This window comes from Micromonospora sp. WMMD710, assembly GCF_029626045.1.
Lineage (GTDB): Bacteria > Actinomycetota > Actinomycetes > Mycobacteriales > Micromonosporaceae > Micromonospora.
The window spans coordinates 957,572-980,390 of sequence record NZ_JARUBD010000001.1 but is presented as its reverse complement, the minus strand read 5'-3'; the positions used below and the strand labels follow the sequence as shown (position 1 = coordinate 980,390).

21 protein-coding genes are annotated in these 22,819 nt (G+C 69.4%); 4 read left to right on the top strand and 17 right to left on the bottom strand.

Annotation, left to right across the window (positions count from 1 at the left end; genetic code table 11):
* Nucleotides 1-79 precede the first annotated feature (79 nt).
* Together O7620_RS04605 and O7620_RS04600 are read left to right on the top strand one after the other, a co-directional pair.
* Nucleotides 80-1,813, top strand: a complete 1,734-nt coding sequence (locus O7620_RS04605) for an ABC transporter ATP-binding protein (protein ID WP_278121984.1) — start codon at nt 80-82, stop codon at nt 1,811-1,813.
* A gap of 50 nt (nt 1,814-1,863) precedes the next feature.
* Complete coding sequence (locus O7620_RS04600; protein WP_278126861.1) at nt 1,864-3,555, top strand: ABC transporter ATP-binding protein; 1,692 nt, start codon at nt 1,864-1,866, stop codon at nt 3,553-3,555.
* Nucleotides 3,556-3,559: 4 nt separating this feature from the next.
* Here O7620_RS04600 and O7620_RS04595 read toward each other — a convergent pair whose 3' ends face one another.
* Genes O7620_RS04595 through O7620_RS04575 form a run of 5 tightly spaced genes read right to left on the bottom strand, consistent with a single transcriptional unit; the run spans nt 3,560 to nt 8,581 of the window.
* A complete protein-coding gene (locus tag O7620_RS04595) occupies nt 3,560-4,489 on the bottom strand; it encodes a carbohydrate ABC transporter permease (protein ID WP_151492855.1) in 930 nt (309 codons plus the stop codon).
* Nucleotides 4,489-5,397, bottom strand: a complete 909-nt coding sequence (locus O7620_RS04590) for a sugar ABC transporter permease (RefSeq protein ID WP_278121983.1) — start codon at nt 5,395-5,397, stop codon at nt 4,489-4,491. Before O7620_RS04590 ends, O7620_RS04595 begins: the two co-directional genes overlap by 1 nt.
* 20 nt (nt 5,398-5,417) lie before the next feature.
* Complete coding sequence (ngcE, locus tag O7620_RS04585; RefSeq protein ID WP_278121982.1) at nt 5,418-6,854, bottom strand: N-acetylglucosamine/diacetylchitobiose ABC transporter substrate-binding protein; 1,437 nt, start codon at nt 6,852-6,854, stop codon at nt 5,418-5,420.
* Nucleotides 6,855-6,881: 27 nt separating this feature from the next.
* The gene (locus O7620_RS04580; RefSeq protein WP_151491671.1) at nt 6,882-7,631 is read right to left on the bottom strand and encodes an SIS domain-containing protein; all 750 of its coding nucleotides are present in this window, start codon (nt 7,629-7,631) and stop codon (nt 6,882-6,884) included.
* Nucleotides 7,628-8,581, bottom strand: coding sequence for a MurR/RpiR family transcriptional regulator (locus O7620_RS04575; RefSeq protein ID WP_278121981.1), 954 nt, complete (start codon nt 8,579-8,581; stop codon nt 7,628-7,630). Before O7620_RS04575 ends, O7620_RS04580 begins: the two co-directional genes overlap by 4 nt.
* 205 nt (nt 8,582-8,786) lie before the next feature.
* Here O7620_RS04575 and O7620_RS04570 point away from each other — a divergent pair, with 205 nt between their 5' ends.
* Nucleotides 8,787-9,773, top strand: coding sequence for a BadF/BadG/BcrA/BcrD ATPase family protein (locus O7620_RS04570; RefSeq protein WP_278121980.1), 987 nt, complete (start codon nt 8,787-8,789; stop codon nt 9,771-9,773).
* 290 nt (nt 9,774-10,063) lie between these two features.
* On the opposite strand, the gene O7620_RS04565 is transcribed toward O7620_RS04570, so the two are convergent.
* The 11 genes from O7620_RS04565 to O7620_RS04515 all read right to left on the bottom strand — a co-directional run bounded on the left by O7620_RS04565 (nt 10,064) and on the right by O7620_RS04515 (nt 20,363).
* The gene (locus O7620_RS04565; RefSeq protein WP_278121979.1) at nt 10,064-10,756 is read right to left on the bottom strand and encodes a transglutaminase-like domain-containing protein; all 693 of its coding nucleotides are present in this window, start codon (nt 10,754-10,756) and stop codon (nt 10,064-10,066) included.
* Between the two features lie 75 nt (nt 10,757-10,831).
* Entirely contained in the window at nt 10,832-11,971 is a 1,140-nt protein-coding gene (locus O7620_RS04560; RefSeq protein WP_278121978.1) for an acyl-CoA dehydrogenase family protein, read from the bottom strand.
* Complete coding sequence (locus O7620_RS04555) at nt 11,968-13,425, bottom strand: AMP-binding protein (protein WP_278121977.1); 1,458 nt, start codon at nt 13,423-13,425, stop codon at nt 11,968-11,970. The genes O7620_RS04560 and O7620_RS04555 overlap by 4 nt, the downstream gene beginning before the upstream one ends.
* A gap of 24 nt (nt 13,426-13,449) precedes the next feature.
* Entirely contained in the window at nt 13,450-14,199 is a 750-nt protein-coding gene (locus tag O7620_RS04550) for a hypothetical protein (RefSeq protein ID WP_278121976.1), read from the bottom strand.
* A gap of 35 nt (nt 14,200-14,234) precedes the next feature.
* On the bottom strand, nt 14,235-15,707 hold the full coding sequence (locus O7620_RS04545) for an MFS transporter (protein WP_278121975.1): 1,473 nt from the start codon (nt 15,705-15,707) through the stop codon (nt 14,235-14,237).
* Nucleotides 15,708-15,714: 7 nt separating this feature from the next.
* The gene (locus O7620_RS04540) at nt 15,715-16,413 is read right to left on the bottom strand and encodes an HAD family hydrolase (RefSeq protein ID WP_278121974.1); all 699 of its coding nucleotides are present in this window, start codon (nt 16,411-16,413) and stop codon (nt 15,715-15,717) included.
* Complete coding sequence (locus O7620_RS04535; RefSeq protein ID WP_278121973.1) at nt 16,410-17,324, bottom strand: pseudouridine-5'-phosphate glycosidase; 915 nt, start codon at nt 17,322-17,324, stop codon at nt 16,410-16,412. Before O7620_RS04535 ends, O7620_RS04540 begins: the two co-directional genes overlap by 4 nt.
* Nucleotides 17,325-17,404: 80 nt before the next feature.
* Nucleotides 17,405-17,776 (bottom strand): ectoine synthase, encoded by a 372-nt coding sequence (locus O7620_RS04530; protein WP_347403752.1) that lies wholly within the window; start codon nt 17,774-17,776, stop codon nt 17,405-17,407.
* A 74-nt stretch (nt 17,777-17,850) separates the two neighbouring features.
* Nucleotides 17,851-18,102, bottom strand: coding sequence for an acyl carrier protein (locus O7620_RS04525; RefSeq protein ID WP_278121971.1), 252 nt, complete (start codon nt 18,100-18,102; stop codon nt 17,851-17,853).
* A gap of 663 nt (nt 18,103-18,765) precedes the next feature.
* Nucleotides 18,766-19,482: a hypothetical protein gene (locus O7620_RS04520; RefSeq protein ID WP_278121970.1), complete on the bottom strand. Its 717-nt coding sequence runs from the start codon at nt 19,480-19,482 to the stop codon at nt 18,766-18,768.
* The gene (locus tag O7620_RS04515; protein WP_278121969.1) at nt 19,479-20,363 is read right to left on the bottom strand and encodes a hypothetical protein; all 885 of its coding nucleotides are present in this window, start codon (nt 20,361-20,363) and stop codon (nt 19,479-19,481) included. The genes O7620_RS04520 and O7620_RS04515 overlap by 4 nt, the downstream gene beginning before the upstream one ends.
* Before the next feature lie 72 nt (nt 20,364-20,435).
* Between O7620_RS04515 and O7620_RS04510 the strand changes: the two genes are divergently transcribed.
* Nucleotides 20,436-21,383 (top strand): hypothetical protein, encoded by a 948-nt coding sequence (locus O7620_RS04510; protein ID WP_278121968.1) that lies wholly within the window; start codon nt 20,436-20,438, stop codon nt 21,381-21,383.
* Between the two features lie 63 nt (nt 21,384-21,446).
* Here O7620_RS04510 and murD read toward each other — a convergent pair whose 3' ends face one another.
* Nucleotides 21,447-22,793 (bottom strand): UDP-N-acetylmuramoyl-L-alanine--D-glutamate ligase, encoded by a 1,347-nt coding sequence (gene murD / locus O7620_RS04505; RefSeq protein ID WP_278121967.1) that lies wholly within the window; start codon nt 22,791-22,793, stop codon nt 21,447-21,449.
* Nucleotides 22,794-22,819: the final 26 nt, after the last annotated feature.

The following is a 22,819-nucleotide window of genomic DNA, read 5'->3' as shown; positions in this document are numbered from 1 at the left end:
GCCGGGCGCTCGGTAGCGTGGTCGGGTGCCTCCGCAGATCCCGCATTCCGAGCCCGGCACTCCCGACACGCGCGGTCCGATGCGGTACCTGTGGTGGCTGGTCCGCCGCCAGCCCTGGCGGGTGCTGCGCGGCAGCCTGCTCGGGACGGCCTGGATGGTCGGGCTGTCGGCACGGCCCTACCTGATCTATCGCGCCGTCGACGACGGGTTGCGCGCCCGCGACACCCGCGCCCTGGCGCTCTGGGTCGCGGCGATCATCGTGGCCGGGGTGGCGCTGTCCTACCTGGGCATCATGCGGCACCGCACGATGACCTTCATCCGGGAGGACGCCAAGGCCCGCTCGGCGGAGGTCCTGCTGCGCCAGCTGTCCCGGGTCGGTGCGACGCTGCCGCGCCGCTCCGCCGCCGGCGAGGTGTCCACCGTCGGCGGCTCCGACATCGACTGGTCGGCGCAGGTGCTGACCCTGACCGGCCCGGGGGTCGGCGCGGTCGTCGCGTACGCGGTCATCGCCGTGGTGCTCTGGTCGATCTCGCCGGTGCTCGCGCTCTGCGTGCTGCTCGGGGTGCCGGCGGTCGGGCTGGTCGTCGGGCCGCTGCTGCGCCGCCTGGAGCGCGCCGAATCGGTCTACCGCAGGCAGCAGGGCGCGCTCACCGCCCGATCCGGCGACATCGTGGCTGGCCTGCGGGTGCTCGCCGGGGTGGGCGGCCGGGAGCTCTTCGCCCGCCGGTACGCGGCCAGATCGCAGGATTTGCGCGCCGAGGGGTACCGGGTCGGCGCGGTCGTCAGCTGGATCGACGCGGCGACCGTCGCCATCCCCGGCCTGTTCCTGGCGGCGGTGGTGTGGTTGACGGCCCGGATGGCGGTGGCCGGTGACGTCACGATCGGTGAACTGGTCGCCGTCTACGGCTACGTGGCCACCCTGATCGTGCCGGTCTGGTTCCTGCTGGAGGGCAGTCACCAGCTGATCCGGGGTCGGGTCGCCGCCCGACGGATCGCCGACCTGCTCAGGCTCGGCCCGGACGACGTCGGCGGGCCGGGGCGGCGCTGGCCCGGGGGCGTCCCCGACGCACGCCACCCGCACGCCGTGGCCGCTCCGACCGGTCCCGCCGACCTGCACGACCCGGTGACCGGGCTGACCGTACGCGCCGGCCGGCTGACCGGCGTGGCCGTCGACGACCCGGCGGCGGCCGAGGCGCTGGCCGACCGGCTCGGCCGGTACGTGGTCAGCGACACCACCTGGGGCGGCGTACCGCTGACCGGGGTCGCCCTGGACGAGGTCCGCGCCCGGATCCTGGTCGCCGACCACGACTCGTACCTCTTCGCCGGGACGCTGCGCGACATCCTGCGCCCCGGTGCCGACGACGAGCAGATCCGCGCCGCCCTCCGGACCGCCTCGGCCCAGGACATCGTCGACGCCCTGCCGGACGGGCTGGACACCCCGCTCGACGCCCGGGCCCGGACGCTCTCCGGTGGTCAGCGCCAACGGGTACGCCTGGCCCGGGCGCTCCTCGTCGAGCCGGAGGTGCTGATCCTCGTCGACCCGACGTCGGCGGTGGACGCGCACACCGAGGCGCGGATCGCCGAACGGCTGCGGACCGCACGGGCCGGGCGGACGACCGTGGTGCTCGCCACGTCGCCGCTGCTGCTCGGCCGCGCCGACGAGGTCGCGCACCTGAGCGCGGGCCGGATCACCGCCACCGGCACCCACGCCGACCTGCTCGACCAGGATCCGGGCTACCGGCACCTGGTGGCCCGGGGCAGCGACGATCCCGGCGCGGGGCGGCCCGCCGACGCCGAGGAGGCGTACCGGTGAACCGGCTACCGGTCGCGGACCGCGGCACCGTACGGCGCGCCCTGCGGGACATGATCAGCCGGCATCGCCGGGCCGTCGGCGTCGTGCTGGTGCTGCACAGCGCCGCCGCGCTCGCCGGGCTCGCCCCGCCCTGGTTGCTGGGCACCATCGTCGACCGGGTCACCGCCGGTGCCACGGTGGCCACGGTGGACCGGCTGGCGCTGGCCATCGCCGGCTGCGTCCTGGCCAGCGCGTTGCTCTCCCGGTTCGCCCAGTACGCCGGCCACCGCTTCGGTGAACGGGCCGTCGCCGAGCTGCGCGAGCAGTTCGTCACCCGAACGCTCGGGCTGCCGGTCTCGGTCGTCGAGCGCGCCGGCTCCGGCGACCTGGCGACCCGTAGCTCGGTCGACGTCGCGACGGTCGGCACCACCGTCCGTGACGTGGTGCCCACCATCGTCATCGCCACGGTGCAGTTGACGTTGCTGTTCGGGGCGGTGTTCCTGCTGCATCCGCTGCTCGGGCTCGCGGCGCTGGCCGGGCTGCCGTCGATCGTGGCGGTGACCCGGTGGTACCTGCGCCGGGCCAGTCCCGCGTACCTCCGTGAGGGCGCGGAGTCGGCCGAGCTGACCGAGACGTTGACCACCACCGCCGAGGGCGCCCGCACGGTGGAGGCGCTGCGGTTGACCGACGAGCGGGTCCGGCACGGCACCACCCGCGTCACCCGGGTGTGGCAGGCCCGGAGGGCGACCCTCGCGCTGCGTACCGTGTTCTTCTCGGTGGTGGAGGCCAGCTATCCGCTGCCGGTCGCCATGGTCCTGCTCGTTGGCGGCTACCTGCTCTCCCGGGACATGGTCTCGCTCGGCGCGGTCGTCGCCGCCGCGCTCTACCTGCAACAGGCCATCGAACCGCTGGACCGGTTGCTCCAGTGGACCGAGCAGGCGCAGCGCGGCTTCGCGTCGTTCGCCCGGGTGCTGGGCGTCGGCCTGGTTCCGCCGGAGCCGCCCGGCACCACGGCCCCCTCCCGCGGCCAGCGGCTCGTCGTGCGCGGGGCGCGGTTCTCCTACGCCGGCGGGCACGACGTGCTGCACGGCATCGACCTGGAGGTGCAGCCCGGTGAGCGGCTGGCCGTGGTCGGCCCGTCGGGCGCCGGCAAGTCGACCCTGGCCCGGCTGCTGGCCGGGATCGACGCTCCTCGCCGCGGCGTCGTCAGCATCGGCGGTCGCCCGGTCACCGACCTCGACCCCGCCGAACGTCGCCGCCGGATCGCCCTGGTCACCCAGGAGCACCATGTCTTCATCGGTACGGTCCGTGACAACCTGTCGTTCGCCGCACCGGACGCCACAGACGAGCAGATGCGCGCCGCGCTGGCCACCGTGGGCGCCGACTGGTACGCCGAACTGCCCGACGGTCTGGACACCGCTCTCGGCGACGGCGCCCGGCAACTCGGCGCCGCCGAGGCGCAGCAGCTGGCCCTCGCACGGCTGGTGCTCGCCGACCCGCACACCCTGATCCTCGACGAGGCGACCGCCGCGCTCGACCCGAGCACCGCCCGGCGTACCGAGCGGGCCCTGGCGGCCGTGCTGGTCGGTCGTACCGTCATCGCGATCGCGCACCGGCTCAACACCGCGCACGACGCCGACCGGGTCGCCGTGCTGGCGGACGGCCGGATCACCGAGATCGGCAGCCACGATGACCTCGTGGCTGCCGACGGGGCGTACGCGGCGCTCTGGCACTCCTGGCACGGCCAGGCCGACGAGCGGTGACGGGCTACTTCACGGCGCCGGAGGTGAGGCCGGCCTGAATCTGGCGTTGGAACACCGCGTACACGATGATCATCGGGAGGATGGCGATGGTCAGCGCCGCGAACAACCCGGACCAGTCGGCCTCGTAGCCGGCGTTGACCGAGATGTCGGCGATGCCCTGGGTGAGCACCCACTTGTCCTTGGCGTTGGAGAGCAGCACCAGCGGCAGCTGGTACTGCGCCCACTGACCGATGATGTTGAAGATCGCGACGCTGATCAGGCCCGGCTTCGCCATCGGCATCATCACCTGGAAGAACAGCCGGGTGTGCCCACAGCCGTCGATCATCCCCGCCTCGGCCACCGACGTCGGCAGCGTCTTGAAGAACGCCGCCAGGAAGAACACCGTGAACGGCAACGAGTACGCGATGTAGACCAGCACCACACCGGTGTGGGTGTCCAGCAGGCCCAGGTTCTTCACCACGAAGAAGAGCGGCACCAGGGCCAGGAAGACCGGGAACGCCAACCCGGAGACGAACAGGTAGTAGATCGCCCGGTTGCCCCAGAACTTGTAGCGGGCCAGCACGTACGCGGCCATCGAGCCGAGCAGCATGGTGCCGAACGTGCTGCACGACACCACGATCACGCTGTTCAGGAAGTACCGGCCGACGTTCGCCTTGGTCCAGGCCCGCCCGAAGTTCTCCCACCGCAGCTCCGCCGGCAACGTCCACGGGCTGCTGAAGATCTCGGAGGTGTTCTTGAACGCGGCGAGGAACGTCCAGAGGATCGGCACGATCACGATGACCGCCCACACGGCGAGCGCGACGTGCCCCAGGCCGGCGAGGAGCCGTACCTCCGAACGGGGGCCCTTGCGCCCCCGCCGGGCGTTCGCGTCCGGGTCGCCGGTCTTCGGCGGTAGCGCCGCCGGTGTGGGCGGCAGCGTCGACTGCGGGTTCATCAGTACTCCACGCTTTCCCGCTTGGTGAGCCGCAGCGTCAGCGCCGCGAACGTGATGGTGAGGAAGAACAGCGCCACACCCATCGCCGAGGCGTAGCCGTACTTCGAGTAGACGAACGCGTTGCGGTAGATCTCCATGGCCAGCACGGTGGTGGCGCCGTCCGGGCCGCCACCGTCCACCGAGAGCACCGCGACGATGGCGAACGCGTCGAACGCCGCGATGCCGAGGTACACCCAGGCCACCTGGAGGGTGTCCCACAGCAGCGGCAGGGTGACCCGGAAGAACAGGGTCACCTTGCTCGCCCCGTCCATCTCGGCGGCCTCGTAGATCTCACCGGGGATGGAGGCCATCCCCGCCGAGAAGAGCACCACGTAGAAGCCGACCGCCTGCCAGACCAGCACCGCGATGATCGACCACAGGGCCAGGTTCGGGCGGACCAGGAAGAGGATCGGATCCAGGCCGAGCTTCATCAGCACGCCGTTGATCAGGCCGGACTCGTTCGGCCGGTACACCATCTGGAACAGCACCGCGATGATCGCCACCGCCAGGACCTGGGGGAAGAAGAACACCACCCGGTAGAACTTCGCCCCCCAGACCCCCTGGCGCTGCCCCCCGCTGCTCTTGCCGCCCACGTTCAGCAGGAAGGCGAAGAACAGCGCGATGGCGATGGTGATCAGCGGCAGGGCAAGCAGCAGTACGGCGTGGTGCTGGACCGCCTTCAGGAAGCTGCCGTCGTCGAGCAGCCTCCGGTAGTTGTCGAAGCCCACCCACTGGGGAGCGGACAGCCCCCGCCAGTTGGTCATCGAGATCTGGAACGCCTGCGCGTACGGCGCGATCACGAAGACCACGTACAGCGTGACCGGGGCGAACAGGAACCCGATCACGAATGGATACTTGCCGTGCCGCATGACCTCTACGCTCCGATCGATCAGCGCTTGAACTTGGCGACGGAGCTGTCCTTCTTGATCGCGTCGGCGCGCTTCTGGATCCGCTCCACGAAGGCGTCCGCGTTGATCCGGCCGAACATCAGCTCGTTGGTGGCGGTCCGCGCCTCCGTGTCGAGCTCCTTGTACCAGCCGTCGAAGTACAGGTTGAACACGTCCTGGCCGGCCGCCTTGAGAGCGGCCTGCGAGCTGGCCACACCGGGCGGGAAGGCGAAGCCCTCCGAGCCGGCGGTGACCACGGTCGGGGCCTTGACCACCTCGGTGAAGCCCTTCGCGCCCGCCGTGGACAGCATCTGGCGCATGTACTCCAGGCCGCCCTTGGGGTTCTTGCTCTTCGCCGAGACGAAGTAGCCCTCACCCGCGGTGGCCCGCAGCGCCGTGGCCGGCAGCTTGTCCGAGGCGGACATGCTCGGCACCGGCATGAGCTGGTAGTCGAAGCCGGCCGGGGTGTCCTTCTTCTGCTCGCCCTCCAGCCAGTCACCGCTGGGGTACAGGGCCACCTTGTACTGGTTCTGCCGCAGCTGCACGTCGGTGTGCTTGAGGCCCTCGAAGCTCTTGTCGCTGAACTTCGCCCCGACCTCGGCCCACGCCGTGGCCGCCTGCTTGACGGCGTCCTGCTGCCAGGCGCCGTCCTCCAGGTTGTCGATGTTCTTCAGCACGTCCGTACCGCCGATCTTGGCGGCGTGCGTGAGGATCACGTTCCACTGGTAGTAGGCCGCGTTCGCCCCGGCGTACCCGTACGGGGTGATGCCCTTGGCCTTGATCTTGGTGAGCAGGGCGATGAAGTCGTCCCAGGTCTTCGCCGGCGCCCAGCCGTTGTCCTTGAACAGCTTGCCGGAGTACCAGAGGCCGAAGACGGTGGAGACGTAGTACAGGACGAACGGCTTGCCGTTGAACGAGCCCGCCTCGACGGTGCCGGGCACCACGGTGTCGCGGACCTTCTTGGCCGGGTCGTCGACCGACGGGGCGTCCCACAGCTCGGTCAGGTCCTGGAGCTGACCGTCGGCGACCAGCGCGCCGAAGTCGATCAGCTTCTCGCCCGAGTTGTTCACGAACTCCGGCGGGTTGCCGGACGCGAACCGCGGCTGGAGCACGGTGGAGACGGCCTGGGTGGACTGGTGCTTGATCTCCGCCTTGGGGAACGCCTTCTTGTAGAGCGGCTCGTGCACGTCGGTGGCGTACTTCTCGCCGTAGCCGCCGTTGAAGATGACCACCTCGATCGGGGCGTCCTCCTTGACGCCCAGCGGGTTCTTCTCGCTCTTGGTGCCGCCGGCGGCCTGCTCGTTGTCGTTGTCGCCGCCGCTGGTGGCGCAGGCGCTGAGCAGTCCGATGGCCGGAGTGGCGAGCATGCCCACGGCGGCGGCGCGACGCAGCACCGTGCGACGGTCGAGTGCGGCGGGGTGTTCGGGGGTAATCGACATCGTCGTCTCTCCTTGTGGAATGTCGGGTCAGGCGGTGCGCCGGAGACGCCCGGCGTACCGCGACTCGAGGGCGATGTTGTGCTCGTCCCCGCCGGGGACGTTGGCGGAGAGGTAGATAGGGGGCACCTCTCCGGCCTGGTGGAACCGTCGTACGACCTCCGCGGTCAGCAACTGCGCCAGCAGCGCCGTGGTGACCGAGGAGACCGCACAGACCGCGCCGCCGCCCTCGAGCGGCAGCAGTGCGTCGCCGTACGGCGCGCCGTTGTCCAGCACGACGTCGGCGAGGTCGGCGAGCCGTTGACCGGACGGGTGCCGTGGCGCCACCCGCGCGGTGTGCTCGACCGAGGTGACCGCGATCAACGGGTGACCGCGCTCGGTGACCAGCGCCGCCAGCTCGACCACCGAGCCGTTGATGCCGGATTGGGACGCCACCACGAACACGTCGCGCGGCTGGGGCGCCGCGAGCGCGTAGATCTGGTGGGCGATGGAGGGGTCGCGTTCCAGCTTGGGGTCGGCGAGCACGTCGCGCGGGGCGTCGCCGTGCACCACCAGGTCCCGGACCGAGAGCCGGTTGGTGGGGACCAGCCCACCGGCGCGGGCGACCAGTTCGGCGGCGAACGCCTCGGAGTGCCCGGCGCCGAACGCCTGGAGCACACCGCCGGCGCGCAGGCTGGTGGCGATCAGGTCGGCGGCGCGGGTGATCCCGTCGGCCTCGGAGTCGAGCAGCCGGTCGAGCACGGGGCGGACCGCGTCCGCGTACCCCTGGGCGCTGATCATGAGAGGGCTCCCTTCGCGGCCTTGTGCCCGTCGACGGCCTGCGCGGTACGCCGGAAGGCCGCGTGGGCGCGGTCGTGGGTGCGCTGGGCGACGGCGATGTAGAGCAGGTCGAGCACCACCAGCTGGGGGTGCCGGGCGGAGAGCGCGTCCGGCCGGAAGGTGGTCGCCTGGCTGGCGGTGACCAGCACGATGTCGGCCAGCTCGGCCAACGGCGAGCGGGGAAAGCCGGTGAGCGCGATCGTGGTGGCGCCGCGGCTGCCGGCCTCGGCCAGCATCTCGATCGTCTCCCGGGTCTGCCCGGTGTGTGAGATGCCGAGCGCCACGTCACCGGTGCGCAGCAGCGCCGCGCTGGCGAGCCCCTCGTGGATGTCGTTCCATGCCCACGCGGCCACCCCGATGCGGTGCAGGCTGAACTGCATCTCCTCGCCGACCAGCGCGCTGCCGCTGGCACCGAAGATGTTGACCCGGGTGGCGCCGGCGATCGCCACGGCGGCCCGTTCCACCTCGGCGAGGTCGAGCAGGGCTGCGGTGTCGTGCATGGCCCGGGTGTCGGCGGCCATGATCTGGTCGAGCACCCGGGCGAGCGGGTCGCCCGGCTGGATCTCCCGTCCGATGTCGACGGTCCAACCGGCCGAGCGGGCCCGGCCGGTCTCGGCGGCGATGCCCAGCCGCAGGTCGGCGTACCCCTCGAAGCCCATCGCCCGGCAGAACCGGGTGATGGTCGCCGGTGAGGTGCCGCTGCGCTCGGCCAGCTCGACGATGGTGGAGCGGGCGGCGGCCTCCGGGTCGCTGAGCACGTGCTCGGCGACGCGGCGCAGCGCGCCGGTCAGCTCACCGAGCCCGTTGCGCACCCGGGCCAGCACGCCGTCGGAGGCCGCGCTCCTCCGGTCGATCGCGTGGGCGTCGACCACCGCGGTCCCCGCGGCGGTGTCCACCTCGTGATCAACCATGGGACGCCTCACCTTTAAGAAAAGACTGTTAACTGTTAGTGGTAAAAGTTCTTACTGAACGGCCCTCCGTGTCAAGACTGTGGGCGAAGTTTTCAAACTGTTACCTGACGCACAGCCGCTCGCGGAGCCTGGATCTTGCCGTTCACGGGTGCGCCGACCAGCATGAACAGGCCCATGACCACGCAGCGCAAGGAGGCCCGTGCCGATGTCCGACACCGTCGTGGTCGGTCTCGACGTCGGGGGAACGTCCACCCGGGCGACCGCCCTGACCCTCGCCGGCGAACGCCTCGGCACCGGCAAGGCCGGCGGCGGCAACCCCACCAGCCACGGCGCCGAACGGGCCGCCGCCGAGGTGCTGACCGCGCTACGGGCCGCACTCGCCGACGTCGACCCGACCCGGGTGGCCGCCGGCACCATCGGGCTGGCCGGCGCGGCCCGACTGCTCGCCGACCCCGCCGGACGAGCCGCCTTCGACCAGGCCTGGCACGACGCCGGGCTGCGCTGCCCGTACGCCGTGCACGGCGACGCCCTCGTCGCGTACGCCTCCGGCACCGCCGAGCCCGACGGGACGATCCTCATCGCCGGCACCGGCGCGATCACCGCGCAGGTCGTCGACCTGCGGCTCGACCGGGTCGCCGACGGCCACGGCTGGCTGCTCGGCGACGCCGGATCGGGCTTCTGGCTCGGCCGCGAGGCGGTCCGCCGGCTCCTCGCCGACCTGGACACCGGTCACACCCCCGGTGCGCTGGGCGCGGCCGTGCTCACCGAACTGGTGGGCAGCGCCGTCGTCGCCCCCCGACCCCGCGACACCGTGGACGTCACGATCCAGGCAGTCACCCGCCGACCGCCGATCGACCTCGCCCGGCTGGCGCCACTCGTCGTCACGGCCGCGACCGACGGCGAACCCGTCGCCACCGCCCTGATCGCCGAGGCCGCCGCGCTCCTGGCGGAGAGCGTCACCCGCATCCGCCCGGCGGAGTCGACGACGCCGCTCGTGCTCGGCGGTGGACTGCTCACCGCGGACACTCCGCTCGCCACCGCCGTCCGCGCCGAGATCGGTCGACGCTGGCCGTCTGCGTTCCTGCGTACCGCCGGCGACGGCGCGGCCGCGGCGGCCTGGCTCGCCGCCCGCGACCTACCCGAGGTCACCGACCCGGCGGCCCTGCACGCCCTCCTCTTCCCCCGACCCTGACAGTAATGATGTCGGAGCGGGACACCCCTGCCGCCTCGCACCCGACGCTCGGCCGCGCCGAGCAACGCGTGCGGGGCCACGTCGCGCCAGGCACCGCCACGCGCTCTCACGATTCGCGCGGACCTTGTGGCACGGTAGCGGGCGGACAGACCAGAACCCGGGTGTTGTCCGCCCAATAGCACGGCTGATTGCCAAGCGGGACGCGGCCGACCGGCGGAGTGACCCACGCCCTCGGACCGCGTCCCACCTCTGGTGCCACCGCGCTGGACGGGATATGCGCTCGCTGCCAATTACCCTTTTCGCATCGTGGCGTCAGCGACCAACGAACCACGGGCTGTGCTGTGCTGGCTGGCGAAGAGTTTGGGGTGGGCGGAGCGGATACCGCCGACAACCATGTCGTAGGGCACGTCGTCGAACTCGCCGTGCTCCCGAAGGAACTCCATGTGCCGGCGACCTTCGTCATCGTACGGGTGGTACATCGAATCGGTCCGTCCATCGAACTCTAGCGGCTTGATCTTGTAGAGCTGGCAGAGCAGCCGGTTGAAGACCGGCGTCGCCCGGACCCACTTTCCTTCGAGCAACACGGTGGTCAGGCTATGGAAAGTGAAAACCTTCCCACCCATCAACTCCTCCAGACGGGGCGAGGCGAGGTGATTCCGGACATCACCGTAGTAAATGCGGCTCGGTATACCGACGGATCGCACCGCAGCCGCGTACACGATGGACTTATGCACGCAGAAGCCTTGGCCACGGGTGATGGTCGAGCTGGCCTGCAGCCCGCGTCGGGACAGGTCGGCACCATAGACCTCGTAGTGGATGCCGTCGCGAACGGCGTAGTAGAGGGCTACCGCCCGTTCGGTCGGGGTCATCTGTGCGCCGCCCTCCGGCAACGCCTGACGGACGAAGTCGCGGACGACGTCGGACTCATAGTCGAGAAACTCGGTCGGCTTGAGTAGAGCAGTGTCGATGGCGTGTGCTGGCATAGCGGAGTCCTCCGAAACATGTTTCCAATGGGCAGTCGGCCGCCGCTGCGGTCGGAGACGGGGCTACTGGCCGCGCTAGAGGTCGAGCATCTTTGCGATTCGTTGGCGCTGGACATCAGAGGTGCCGGAGTAGATGGTTCCGGCGACCGCGTTACGGAGGTCCTTCTCCAAGCCGTACTCCTTGGTGTAGCCATACCCACCGAAAATCTGCACCGCAGCGAGCGCTGTGGCCACGTTACTCTCGCTGGTGACCAGCTTGCTGACGGCGACATCAACCGTGACATTCTCACCGTTGCTGAGCCGGAGTGCGGTGTCGTAGAGCCACTTCCGCGAAGTCTCCACCGCGACGTGCATGTCTGCGATCCGGTTCGACACCGACTGAAACGAGCCAATCTTCTGACCGAACTGCTCGCGTGAGCGGGCATATTCAATCGAGCGCTCCAGCCGGTGCTGCATCTCCCCGAGATTGATGACGAAAGAGCAGAGAATTTCCCACTTCATTACGTGGTCCATCACGAGAAAACCCGCACCGGGCGCCCCCACGACGTTGGTCACCGGGACCCGGCAGGCGTCGAAGAAGAGCTCGGAAAAGGGTGAGGTACTCAAGCCCATCTTGCCGATGGGCGGACCCACTACGAGGCCCGGCGACTCACGGTCCACCAGGAACGCGGTCAGCGCGGCTGGATTGCCCCGCTTCCCGGTCAACGCGTACACCACGAACACGTCGGCGATCGGCCCGTTGGTGACGAAAGTCTTGTTGCCGTTCAATACATAGTCGTCACCGTCACGAACTGCGGTGGTGCGCATCGCCATCACGTCGGATCCGCCGGAAGGTTCGCTGATCGCATGCGCCCCGATGATCGAGCCGTCGCTGACCCGGGGAAGGTAACGTTGCTTGAGGTCCACCGAGCCGAACCGTTGCAGCGGGACGCCAGTGCTCACCAGGTGGGTGGAGACCGAGAAACTGAAGCCGCCGTCGCGGCAGGCGTAGCCCAGCCCTTCCAACACGTACATCGTGGTGAGCAGGTCGCGGCCTAGCCCGCCCCAGCGTTCGTCGAATGGTAGGCCCAGCAGGCCGCTCTCCTGGACCAACTTCCATGCCTCGGTGCCGAACTCGGACCTCACGTCGCGCTCGAGATGACCCTCGCTCGCAGCCGCGCCCAGTTCCTCGGCAAGACCACGCAACTCACGCTGCTCCTCGGTCCAAATGATCATGATGCGCTCCGCTCGCTCGGCACAGACACCGCAGGGCCGCTGCGCTCAATGAGGGCCTTCCGGTCGACCTTGCCGGTGGAGGTCCGTGGCAGCGCCTCGTCGACCAGCCGGAACGAGCCGGGAATCGCGGTCCTGGGCAGCGCCGTCGCACAGTGCATCCGCAGTTGCAACCCGGTGACCCGGGACGTCGCACGCCGCCGAACTACCGCGTGCAGAACGTTGCCCGCGTGCGGATCCGGAATGGCCACGACGGCGGCCTCGATCACCTCTGGATGAGCGAGCATGATTTGCTCCACCTCCTGCAGGTTCGTCCGGACCCCACGCACCTTGACCTGGTGGTCGTTACGCCCATCGAGGAAGACCAACCCGGTACCATCGCGCCGGACCAGATCGCCAGTACGGAACCAGCCATCTTGCCAACGCTGCCCGTCTACCCCGGCGCCCAGATATCCACGAGCCTGAAACGGCGTCTGGACTACCAGTTCGCCAGCGCCCTCGCCGAGCACCTCGGACCCGTCGGCGGCAAGGATCGACACCCGTACGCCGTCGATCGGGTGACCGATGGGCATCGCCCCCCGTGCGGACACCTCCGTCGGGTCGACCCGGTAGAGGAAGCTGTCATTGGTTTCGGTACAGCCATACACGTTCCAGAGCCGGGCGTTCGGGAACGCCCTAATGATCCTGTCCAGCAGCGCAAGCGGCACCACATCGCCGGTGAGCAGGACATCTTGGACGCTGGGGAAGCGGTCCTCCCCCTCGGTGACCAGCCGGAAAAACAGTGGGACCGCCTGCACCACCGTCGGCTGCCGGTCCGAGCAGTACGCCGCCATCCAGGCCCCGTCGGCGGCCCGTTCCGGATTGACGAGCTCGACGCAGGCGCCGACGGCCAATGCGGCCCAGACATCCAACAGACAGAGATCGAAGTTGAGCGGTGCGTAGTTCAACACCCGCGTGCCAGCGGCGATCCCGAAGCTCGCCGAAGCCCACGCGAGGAACGCGTCCACTCCCTTTGCCGCCAGCTCGACGACCTTCGGCGTGCCGGTCGATCCAGAGGTGGTCAGAAGTAGGCCAGCGCCGGGCATCGGCCGGCCCTCAGCGCCGCTGCGTCGTACCGTCGTCTCACCCGCAACAGCCTCGACGATGTGTGCACAACCGACCTGCGAGCAGACCCGGGTGAGAGCCTCGGCACCGAGGGACGCCGAAGGCAGCAGCACCCGCCGATCCTCCGCCATCGCCGCGATCAGTAGCGCGATGGTGTCCGGCGACTTAGCTGCCGGGACGCAGATCGGCAGAGTCGGGTCGGGCACCAGGGCGATCAACGCCTGCCGCGTCTCCCGTACCCGGTTCTCCAGTTCCCCGTAACTGACGACTCCACCGTCCCAGGACAGGGCGGGGTCGTCGGGTCTGTCCTGCACCTGCGCTGTGAACGCGGTGCGAAACGATCTGGTGGGCATGATTCTCCTCGTCCTGTGCGTAGGTCAGCGGTGAGCGTTGACCAAGCGGCCGCCGCCAGGGATGCCCTCCTCGATACCGGCGATGGCCAACAGCCGTCGCAGGCACGCCTGGTTGGAGGTGACCACCGGGACGCCGAGCGTCTCCTCCAGTGGCGCCACCGCGTCCCAGGAACGGAATCCGCTGCCGGGAATCAGCACTCCGTCGGCATCGGGCGGGAATTGGGCGGAGACCTGCCGGCAAACCTCGACCGGGTCGACCACCCAGCGGCCACCCCGATCGAATATCTGGTGTCGATCGAACGTGTCCCAGCCGGTGTCGAGCTGGTAGGAGACAAGCCCAGCCACCTCCAGCCCCTCCGCGGCCAGATATCGCTCGGTGGCCGCGAATGTCGGCGCGGTGAACCACGGTGGTGCGACCACCAGCGGGCGACGTATGCCCACCTCGGTCAGGCCCGCCCGGATCGCCTCTCCAGCCGTGAAGACCGGGGTGCCGCCGGACAATTCCGCCGCTGCCGTGTCGAAGCCAACGTCGAACCCCAGGCCGCCGAAGAAACTCGCCGAAGCGAAGCAGAGGCAGATCGCCGTCAGGTCCATCTGACCAAGCTGGATCAAGCCCCGCCGAACGTCCGGCTGGCCGATCAGTCGCTGCCAGGTCTCGAAGGTGTATTCGGCACCGGTGGCTGTCGGGCTCTCGAAGCGAGCGGCATGCACACTGACCCCGGGCGGAACCCGGTTCCACAGCTCGACCTCCACGACCGGGTCGTTGTGCACCACCAGCACTCCGAGCTGAGCGGCCCAAGCAGCGGCTCTCACGGCTCGCTCCGGTCCACGCTCACCCCGACCGCGTCAGCCGTGTCACCGCCCACGCCCGCCGGTCGATCGTCCTGTGCGGACGGGGTCGAGTTGCGCCGAGGGAGACCGAACCAGACCAGGAGTGCGCCAGCCGTAGCCGCAAGGGCAGTGGTGAGGAACGCCTTCCCGAAGTCGCCCGAACCCGGGGCGTCGCCGAGCACCAGCACGAGCACCGCCACCCCGAGGGCACCGCTCATATACTGAGAGGTCGTCATCAGGGCACTTCCTATTCCCTGGTTGCGGTCCTCGATGTCGGCCGTTCCGGCAATGAACATCGAGACATACGTGACACCGTGCGCGAGACCGGTGATCAGCAACCCGGGCAATAGATGCAGTACGTAGCTCTCGCCGTGCACCTGAATGGCCAGCAACAGTAGTCCGACCGCATTGCCAAGAAAGGCCAGGGTCAGGGCCAGCCGGACACCGAGCGCGGTGACAATCCGGGACGCCACGGAGTTCGCCACCGCGATCGCCACCGCCATCGGCAGGAACGCCATCCCCGCCGCGATGGGGTCGAACCCCCGGAGCTGTTGCAGCAAGAGCGTCAGAACGAAGAACTGGTTGCCGACACTCGCCATGTAGAGTGCGGTCGCGCCGCAACCAACCAGCAGCGACCGAGTACGGCGGACCAGCGGATCGACCAGCGGGTTGGCGCTGCCCCGTTCCCGCAGAACAAAGCTGACGAGCAGCACTGCGGCGAGGACAAGCGCGGCAACCGTGCCGCCGTACGCCCATCCGTCACTGGAAGCCCAGGTCAACCCGAGGGCGGTGGCGAGCACGGCGCCGGTGCACAGGATCGCACTCGGTATGTTGAGCTGGTTGGCCTTGGTGCCGGTCAGCCCCGTCCGCGGCAGCAGCCGCGGCGCGCCGATCGCGCAGATCAGCGCTAACGGCAAATTGATCAGAAACACCCAGCGCCAGGAAGCGGTGCTCAGCAGCCCACCGACGACCACGCCTACAGCCAAGCCGGAGGCGCCGACCGTACCCCAGACGCCGAGCGCTCGGTTGCGGGCTGGACCGGCGACGAACGACGTATTGATCAGAGCGATGACGGCCGGCTGTAGGGCGGCCGCGGCGACGCCCTGCAGCGCGCGGGCGACCAGCAGCAGCGCCGGCGCAGTAGCCAACCCTCCGGCGAGCGCGGCGATCCCGAAGGCGGCTAGCGCCGCGATGAACAGCTTGCGGGGCCCGAATCGGTCGGACGCCCGCCCTCCAACAATCAGGAAGCCCGCGAAGAAAACCGCGTATCCGCTCACCACCCACTGGATGGCGCTCTCACTCAGGCTGAACGCGGCACCGATACGTGGCAGGGCGATGTAGACGATGGAGTAGTCGAGAGCGATGAGGAACTGCGCGATCGCTAGGATCGCCAAAGTAGCCGCCGCTGTTGCCGACGTTCTCTCGACGGTCCCAGTACGGGTGGTAGACATGCTCGGATCACCTTTGCGTGGGGTCTAAGGGAACTAAAGAACGAGCAGGTTCACTGACCAGCAGTGCCGGTCCGAGCGTGACCGGCCCGGAGAAAACCGCACGGGCGCCAGCCAGGAGAAGTTCCTCCTGGCTGGCGACGCCGGTGGTGACGCCGATCGGTGTCATGTTGGCGGCGGTCGCCATCCGGACGTCATCCACCGCGTCGCCGACGACGATGCAGCATGCAGGTGGTACCCCGAGCGTGTCTGCGGCGAGCAACGCCAGGTCCGCGTGCGGCTTCCCACGCGATGCCATGCCGTGGCAGGCGAGCGTGTCGAACAGGTCGAGCAGTCCGGTGGCCCGCAGGAGCTCGATCGCACTGGGTCGCACCTTGCTGGTGACGACCGCGAGCGGGTGACCACGGTCACGGAGGACGCCGAGCATCTCGGACACGCCCGGAAGGACCAGGCGGTCGGCGAATGGAATGACCCTCTTGGTGAACAGCTCACGGGCGCGGTCGACGGCTAGGCCCACCTCGGGGCCGTCAACCGGCAGCTCCAGCAGAGCGGCCAACGAGGTGGCCAGCGGGCGGCCGACGGTCCGGCGCAGTTGCTCGTCGCTGGCGGTGCGCCCGTGCTCGGCGATGACTGTCCGCAGCACCGAGGTCATCGCGCCCGGTGTGTCGACCAGGGTGCCGTCGACGTCGAACAGGATGGCGGTCTTCATGACCGCTCCCCTATGGCGACCGCGACCTCGGCGGCGAGGGCGCTGGTGGACAACAGCACCGACCGGTTCGCTGCGGCAGTCCGCCCGCTGGTCACCGCCGACACCCGGCTCAGGATGTACGGAGTCATCGCAGGCCCGTGGACACCGGCAGCCTCCGCCTCGGTCTGGACCTCACGGACCAGCGCGTAGATCTCCTCCGAGGGAAGCGCGTCCGTCTCGTCGATCGGGTGCGTAACCAGGAAACCGGCACCGCCACCGATCGCCCAGTGCAGCCGGATCGCCTCCGCCAATTCCTCGAGGTCGTCGATTCGACGAGGGTTGGGCACACTGCTGGAGACGCTGTAATACGCGGGAAAGTCGTCGCACCGGTAGCCGACCACCGGCACCCCGACCGTTTCCAGGTATTCCATGGTCAGCGCCGGGTCAAGTAGAGACTTTGCGCCGGCACAAACGACAGCGATTTGGTGCCGGGTAAACTCGAGCAGGTCCGCCGAGATATCGAGACTTCGCTCAGCACCGAAGTGTACGCCGCCGATACCGGCGACCGCGAACACCTTGATGCCGACCCGCGCGGCCGCGACCAGGGCGGCCGAAACGGTAGTGCCGCCATGTCCACCACCGGCCAGTGCCGGCCCGATGTCCCGGGTGCTGATCTTCGGTACGGTTGGCGTGGTGGCGAAGAGCTCGACCTGCGCTTCGGACATGCCGACGACGAGCCGGCCATCGACGATGCCGGTACGGGCCGGTACGGCACCGCCCGCCCGAATGGCCTTTTCCATGTCCAGCGCGGTTTGCAGGTTCAGCGGATAACTCAGACCTTGTACGACACCCGAGGATTCCAATGCGACCACTGGGCGGTCAGACGCGAGTGCGTCGGCGACCTCTTCGGCGAGCGAGACGTACTCGTTCATCGATGCTCCTAATGAATGGATGCCGAATAATTTCTCGGTGCGGGTCGCGGGACGGGTCGCGACCCATACCAAAATTCCGATCAGTACTCGGAAAAACCGTCCGAGTCAAGGTTGTGCCGCTCGTCGCCCCGCAGCGGTGGGTTGAAGACGCTGATCAGCTCCATATCCGCCTCTGGATCGGCGATCAGAAAGTGCTCGTCGTGCTGGTCGAGGGCATAGATGACACCTGGCTTGATTTCGTAGGAGACATCACCGGCGATGACCATCCCCCGGCCCGAGATGCAGTAGCAGGCTTCGAGGTGACGGCGGTACTGCAACGGCGACTTCGAGCCGGCCCGCACGACGGTGTGAGCGACGGCAAAGCCCATGTTGTCCTTGGCGACGAGAAGCCGGTAACTGGTTCCATTGCCCCAGTCAACCGCAGGAACCTCGAATTTGGTCTTGACAATCATCGTTGTACTCCTATCTGTCAACTACCGTTCATCGAATCTGCCGGCTCGATTGCACCGGCGGAGCGATTGATTGGTCAGACGGGGCTGGCGGCCTCTCGGACGAAGGCGGCGATAGACGCCACTGAACTGAACTGGGCGGGCGAGATGTCCTGGTTCTCGATCGGAATGAGGAAGCGTTCGCCAACCCAGGCGATGAGTCGCAGCAACCCGAGGCTGTCGACCACGCCGGCGTCCAACAGGTCCAAGTCCGCCGACAGTTCGTCGGCGGTCACGTCTGGCGCGAAAGTACTGACGATGAACTGCCGAATCTCGGCATCGTGAGACACGAGTGAGTGATCCTTATCTTCTAGATACCGAAAGTTTTCGAGGCGGGCGTCATCCGCACCCAAGCAAGGCACACGCGGACCACCGGACTTTGATTCAGCAGAATCAGTGCCTGAAAGTGGGAGCGGCGCATTATCCAGCGGCGCATGCGACAAATTGGAGGAGCCACCGTAACGCTCCGAGTTGCATCTGGACCACTCCGGTACCAGGCGGCGACCGCCCGCGCAACAGAAAAACAAGCCGTGCAAGAATCTTCACATCCAATTGCAGTCACCAGCCTGTGTTGCAGCGGTCATTCGAGGCCTTCTCCCCGGTGCGGCGCGCCCTAGGAAAAGTTAACTCGACTTCCATGTATAAATACTTAATGAGGTCTATATTGCTACTGGACAGGCGGTGCAAGCCGCACTCGCGCTCCTCGTGGAGCTGGTCGACTTAATGGTTGATCTGGTATGGGTTCCGGCAGGAGTCGGCCCACTTCTGCTCGACAATTCAGTGTGACGTTCACAGATGGCTATTGTGGGAGCCGGAACGATGAGGTATGGAGGCTCTTCGAAATTAGGCGGGGTTGAGGTGCCCGCGGTGCCCGCGGTGGCGGCGGGTGGTGGCGGTGCGGATGCGGAGGCTCTTTCGCGTTCTGTAGCCCATAGCGGGTCCGGACCTGACAGTCACGACGCGCGTGGGCGCCTCCGCAGGTGCAGGACGGCCGCGACCACCGCGAAGGCCGCCCAGCCGGCCCCCAGCGCGCCGGCCGTCGAGACGTCCTGGACGTAGTGGTACGCGGTGAGGAAGGCGACGAGCGCGAGACTGTTGCGGGCGAAGTGCGCGGTGAACTCGGACAACTGGCGTCGCGCCTCGACGGCCACCAGCACCCCCGAGTACGGGAACGTCACCACCATCGCACGCAACACGGCCCCGAGCAGCGCGGTGAGGATCGCCCCCACGAAGATCACCACGAGCTTGAGCAGCACCGGCAGGCCTGTTGCGGCTGACCCGTCAGCGGTGACGGTGACCGGTCGGGCGCGACGGCGGCGCAGCAGCATGGCCGCCAGCCAGAGCACGAGCGTGCCGGCGAGGGCCGCCTCGAACGGGACGTCGACGGCCACCAGGCCGGCGCTCAACGCCACGTAGCCGCCGATCCCCGCGCCGTCGGCGAGCAGGATGGGCCAGCGCAACCGCTGGTGGGTGACCGCCACGGTGACGAAGAAGAGGTTGAGCCCGAGCACGCCGAGCACTTGCGCGCCGTCGACGCCGTACCCGGTGGTGACCAGCGCCAGCGTCAGCGGCAACGGAAGGCTGTAGACCAGCGCCCGGAGCCGTACCGAGCGGATCACGCTCACCGCCCAGACCACGGCCGTCACCAGCAGGACGGCGCTCCACGTCATGGCGTCGGCGTCGGGTCCTCGAAGGTCGCCATGCTCGCGCAGGCGTCGAACACGCGGGTCAGTCGTTCGACATCGGCGCGGTTGACGGAGAACTGGTTCTCACCGATCTCGCCGTGGGCGGTCATCCGGGCCTCCCAGCAGCTCGACGAGTCCCAGAGCGTCAGGTTGACGAGGAGGTGCGGACCCACCGCGCCGAAGGGCAGCACACCGACCCGAGCCCCGGCCGCACGTTGCCGGCCGACCAGGTCGGACAGCTCGTCGGTCAACGTGGCGTACACGAAGACCCGGGTGATCCGGACGCCCCGTCGCAGGGCTTCGACGTTCGCCTCCCAGTAGCGGCAGCCGATCTCGCTACGCCACCAGCTCAGCTCCCCACTCGCCCGGGGCATCACGTTTGTCAACGCGTCCAGCCGGTGGGCGCAGGCACGGGTCGCGCCGAGCAGGTCCTCGTCCTCGTCGCCCCGCCGGATGATGCGCCCCTGCGCCAACTGCTCGGCCTCCAACCGGAACTGCTCGTAGCGTCGCTGCGCCTCCGCCGCGACCCGCGTGCCGGCGTGCTGCCCGGTCGCCTCCCGCATCGCGACGACCACCTCCGTGGCGGTGCGCGTGAGCCACGGTGGACCGTCCAGCAGCGTCCGCAGGTGGAACCGGCGCTCCGCGCGGGCCAGCGAGTCCACCAGCAGCGAGATGGTGATGCCCATCAGGCCGGCCAGCAGCGACTCCACCCCGGAGGCCGCGTTGGTCAAGTCGAGCAACACGCTCAGGGTGATCGACAACGTGATGCCGATCAGCGCCACCGGATCGGTGTGCGCCACCAGCCGGAGGAAACCGCTCGCGGAGGTCCCGCCCCGCAGTCGTGGGCGGGCAACGTCACGGGTCATCGAAATCCCCCTATCAGCCGCTGCGACCAGCGTAAACACCAGCCACAACAGCGGCCCGGTAGCATCCGGCAGGTGCGGGACGCGCAGACGGGTACGGTCGCCGAGCGGATCACGTCGGACGTCGAGGCGTGGGTACGCTCCACGCCGCTGCGCGGTCTGGTCGGACACTTCGGCGGTGACTGGCCGGCCGGCGACCTCGCCGAGGTGCTGGGGTTCCTGGACGACTTCTCCGCCCGCCACTGGGACTTCCGAAACGGTCGGGAACGACCCGACGCGCGCGAGCCGGACCTCGACCCGGCCACCGCGACGCTGGTCCTCGACGCCGCCGCCACGCTCGGGCTCGTCCACCCGGTGCCACCGGCCCGGTCGGCGTACGCCCATCTGGTCGTGCTCGGCGGTCTGGCGCACGCGTGCGTGCGGCGCGTCGGCTACGCGGCGCACCTGCTGCGCGCCGGCCTGGCGGTGCGGGGCGAGGTCGCCGTGCTGGGCAGCTTCCGACCGCTCTCCGGGTGGGAACGGGTCACCCTGGCCGACGCGGGGCTGCCGCCGGACGAGACCGAAGTGGGCGTGCTGGACACGGCGGTCCGGCAGGTGTTCGGAGTGACCACCCCGACCGAGCAGGCCGGCGTCGACGCAGGCCACCCGCACCACTCCTGGTCGTCGCGGACCTACCGACCGGACGGGCTGCCGCCGGTGCGGGTGCTCGCCGCGCCGTCCAGCGAACCGGACCGGCGGCGCGCGCACACCGCCGACACGCAACGGTTCTGGGCCGGGCACGCGCAGCTCGCCCGCGGCGACGAGGTGCTGATGGTCACCGCGCCGATCTACGTGCCGTTCCAGCACTGCGACGCGCTGCGGACCCTGGCCGTGCCGTACGGCTGCGGCATCGACACGATCGGGGTGGACCCGACGCTGGCCGACCTGGCGGTGCTGCCCGAGCAGACCCTCACGCCCGGGCGCTACCTCCAGGAGATCCGTTCGGCGATCCGCGCGATGCGCGCCCTGCACGACCTCCGCTGAACCGGGGCCACCCGGCAGTGTCGGCGACGGCCCAGCTCAGCCTGCCGTGTCGCCGCGCCCAGCTCAGCCGGCGGTGTCGGCGACGGCCTGGGCGAAGACCTCGGAGCGGTGCTCGAAGTTGCGGAACCGGCCGTAGCTGGGCGCGGCCGGGGACAGCAGCACCACCCCGCCGGCCGGCGTCACCTCCCGGGACAACCGGACCGCGTCCGCAAGGTCGTCGACCAGCTCGGTACGGACCTTGGGCAGTCCGGCGAGCGCCTCGACGATGCGGGCGCCGCTGTCCGGGATACCGATCACGGTCAGCTCGCGCTCCGCGAGGTGCTCGGCCAGCGGCGTGTAGTCCAGCCCCCGGTCGGTGCCGCCGACGATCACGGTCAACGGCCGCCCGTCGTACGCGTCGATGGCGTGCATGGCCGCGTACGGGCTGGTGGCCAGGGTGTCGTCGACGAAGGTCAACCCGGACGGGTCGGTGATCTCGGTGAGCCGGTGGGCGAGTCCCTGGAACTCGGCGACGGCGACGGCGAGGTGGTCCTTGGCGGCCACCACGTCGACGCCGAGCGCGTCGAGCACGGCGAGGGCGACGCACAGGTTGCCCTCGTTGTGCCGGCCCACCAGCGGCAGCACGGCACGCGGGAACAGCGGCTGGTCGCCGAGGTGGAACCAGGGCGTGCCGTCCGTACCGGTGGCGACGTGGGTGGTGTCGGGGCGGCCGGCACGCACCGCCGGCAGGTCCCCCAGTTCGGCGCCGAGCCGGGGGTCCGCGCCGTTCACCACGATCGTCTGCGGGTCGTGGGCGAGCAGGTTGAGCTTGTCCCGGTAGTACTCCCGTTCCCCGCCGTGCGCATCCAGGTGCTCGGGGAAGAGCGCGGTGACCACCGCCACCCGGGGCGAGTCGGTGAGGTCGCTGCACTGGTAGCTGGACAGCTCCAGCACGTACAGCTCCGCCTCGGGCAGGTCGAGGGTGGGCACGCCGATGTTGCCGCCGAAGACGTTCGGTCGGCCCGTCGCGGTGAGCAGGTGGCTGATCAGGCTGGAGGTGGTGCTCTTGCCCTTGCTGCCGGTGACCCCGACGGTGCGGGCGGCGTGGTCGGCCATCCACAGCGCCGTGCCCTGGGTGACCGGCACGCCGCGTCGACGCAGCTCGACCATCCACGGGTGGGTCTGCGGCACGCCCGGCGAGCGGACCACCACGTCAGCGGCGGCCAGCCGCTCGAAGCCCGCCTCACCGGTGATCAGCGGCGCCGCCTCGGCCAGCGGGCCGTCCCAGGGCAGCGACAGGAAGTTGGCGCTGTCGTCGACGGCGACCAGCTCGGCGGGGCCGTGCGCGGCGATCGCGGTCACAGCGGCCCGGCCCTCCCGACCGGTGCCCCAGACGGCGACGGTACGTCCGCGCAGGTCAGACAGGCGCACAGGGCTCTCCTCGGGGGTCACGGCGG

Coding starts and splice junctions, on each gene's coding strand:
- O7620_RS04605 (WP_278121984.1), top strand. CDS start 80: ATGCGGTACCTGTGGTGGCTGGTCCGCCGCCAGCCCTGGCGGGTGCTG.
- O7620_RS04600 (WP_278126861.1), top strand. CDS start 1,864: ATGATCAGCCGGCATCGCCGGGCCGTCGGCGTCGTGCTGGTGCTGCAC.
- O7620_RS04595 (WP_151492855.1), bottom strand. CDS start 4,489: ATGAACCCGCAGTCGACGCTGCCGCCCACACCGGCGGCGCTACCGCCG.
- O7620_RS04590 (WP_278121983.1), bottom strand. CDS start 5,397: ATGCGGCACGGCAAGTATCCATTCGTGATCGGGTTCCTGTTCGCCCCG.
- ngcE (WP_278121982.1), bottom strand. CDS start 6,854: ATGTCGATTACCCCCGAACACCCCGCCGCACTCGACCGTCGCACGGTG.
- O7620_RS04580 (WP_151491671.1), bottom strand. CDS start 7,631: ATGATCAGCGCCCAGGGGTACGCGGACGCGGTCCGCCCCGTGCTCGAC.
- O7620_RS04575 (WP_278121981.1), bottom strand. CDS start 8,581: ATGGTTGATCACGAGGTGGACACCGCCGCGGGGACCGCGGTGGTCGAC.
- O7620_RS04570 (WP_278121980.1), top strand. CDS start 8,787: ATGTCCGACACCGTCGTGGTCGGTCTCGACGTCGGGGGAACGTCCACC.
- O7620_RS04565 (WP_278121979.1), bottom strand. CDS start 10,756: ATGCCAGCACACGCCATCGACACTGCTCTACTCAAGCCGACCGAGTTT.
- O7620_RS04560 (WP_278121978.1), bottom strand. CDS start 11,971: ATGATCATTTGGACCGAGGAGCAGCGTGAGTTGCGTGGTCTTGCCGAG.
- O7620_RS04555 (WP_278121977.1), bottom strand. CDS start 13,425: ATGCCCACCAGATCGTTTCGCACCGCGTTCACAGCGCAGGTGCAGGAC.
- O7620_RS04545 (WP_278121975.1), bottom strand. CDS start 15,707: ATGTCTACCACCCGTACTGGGACCGTCGAGAGAACGTCGGCAACAGCG.
- O7620_RS04540 (WP_278121974.1), bottom strand. CDS start 16,413: ATGAAGACCGCCATCCTGTTCGACGTCGACGGCACCCTGGTCGACACA.
- O7620_RS04535 (WP_278121973.1), bottom strand. CDS start 17,324: ATGAACGAGTACGTCTCGCTCGCCGAAGAGGTCGCCGACGCACTCGCG.
- O7620_RS04530 (WP_347403752.1), bottom strand. CDS start 17,776: ATGATTGTCAAGACCAAATTCGAGGTTCCTGCGGTTGACTGGGGCAAT.
- O7620_RS04520 (WP_278121970.1), bottom strand. CDS start 19,482: ATGACGTGGAGCGCCGTCCTGCTGGTGACGGCCGTGGTCTGGGCGGTG.
- O7620_RS04515 (WP_278121969.1), bottom strand. CDS start 20,363: ATGACCCGTGACGTTGCCCGCCCACGACTGCGGGGCGGGACCTCCGCG.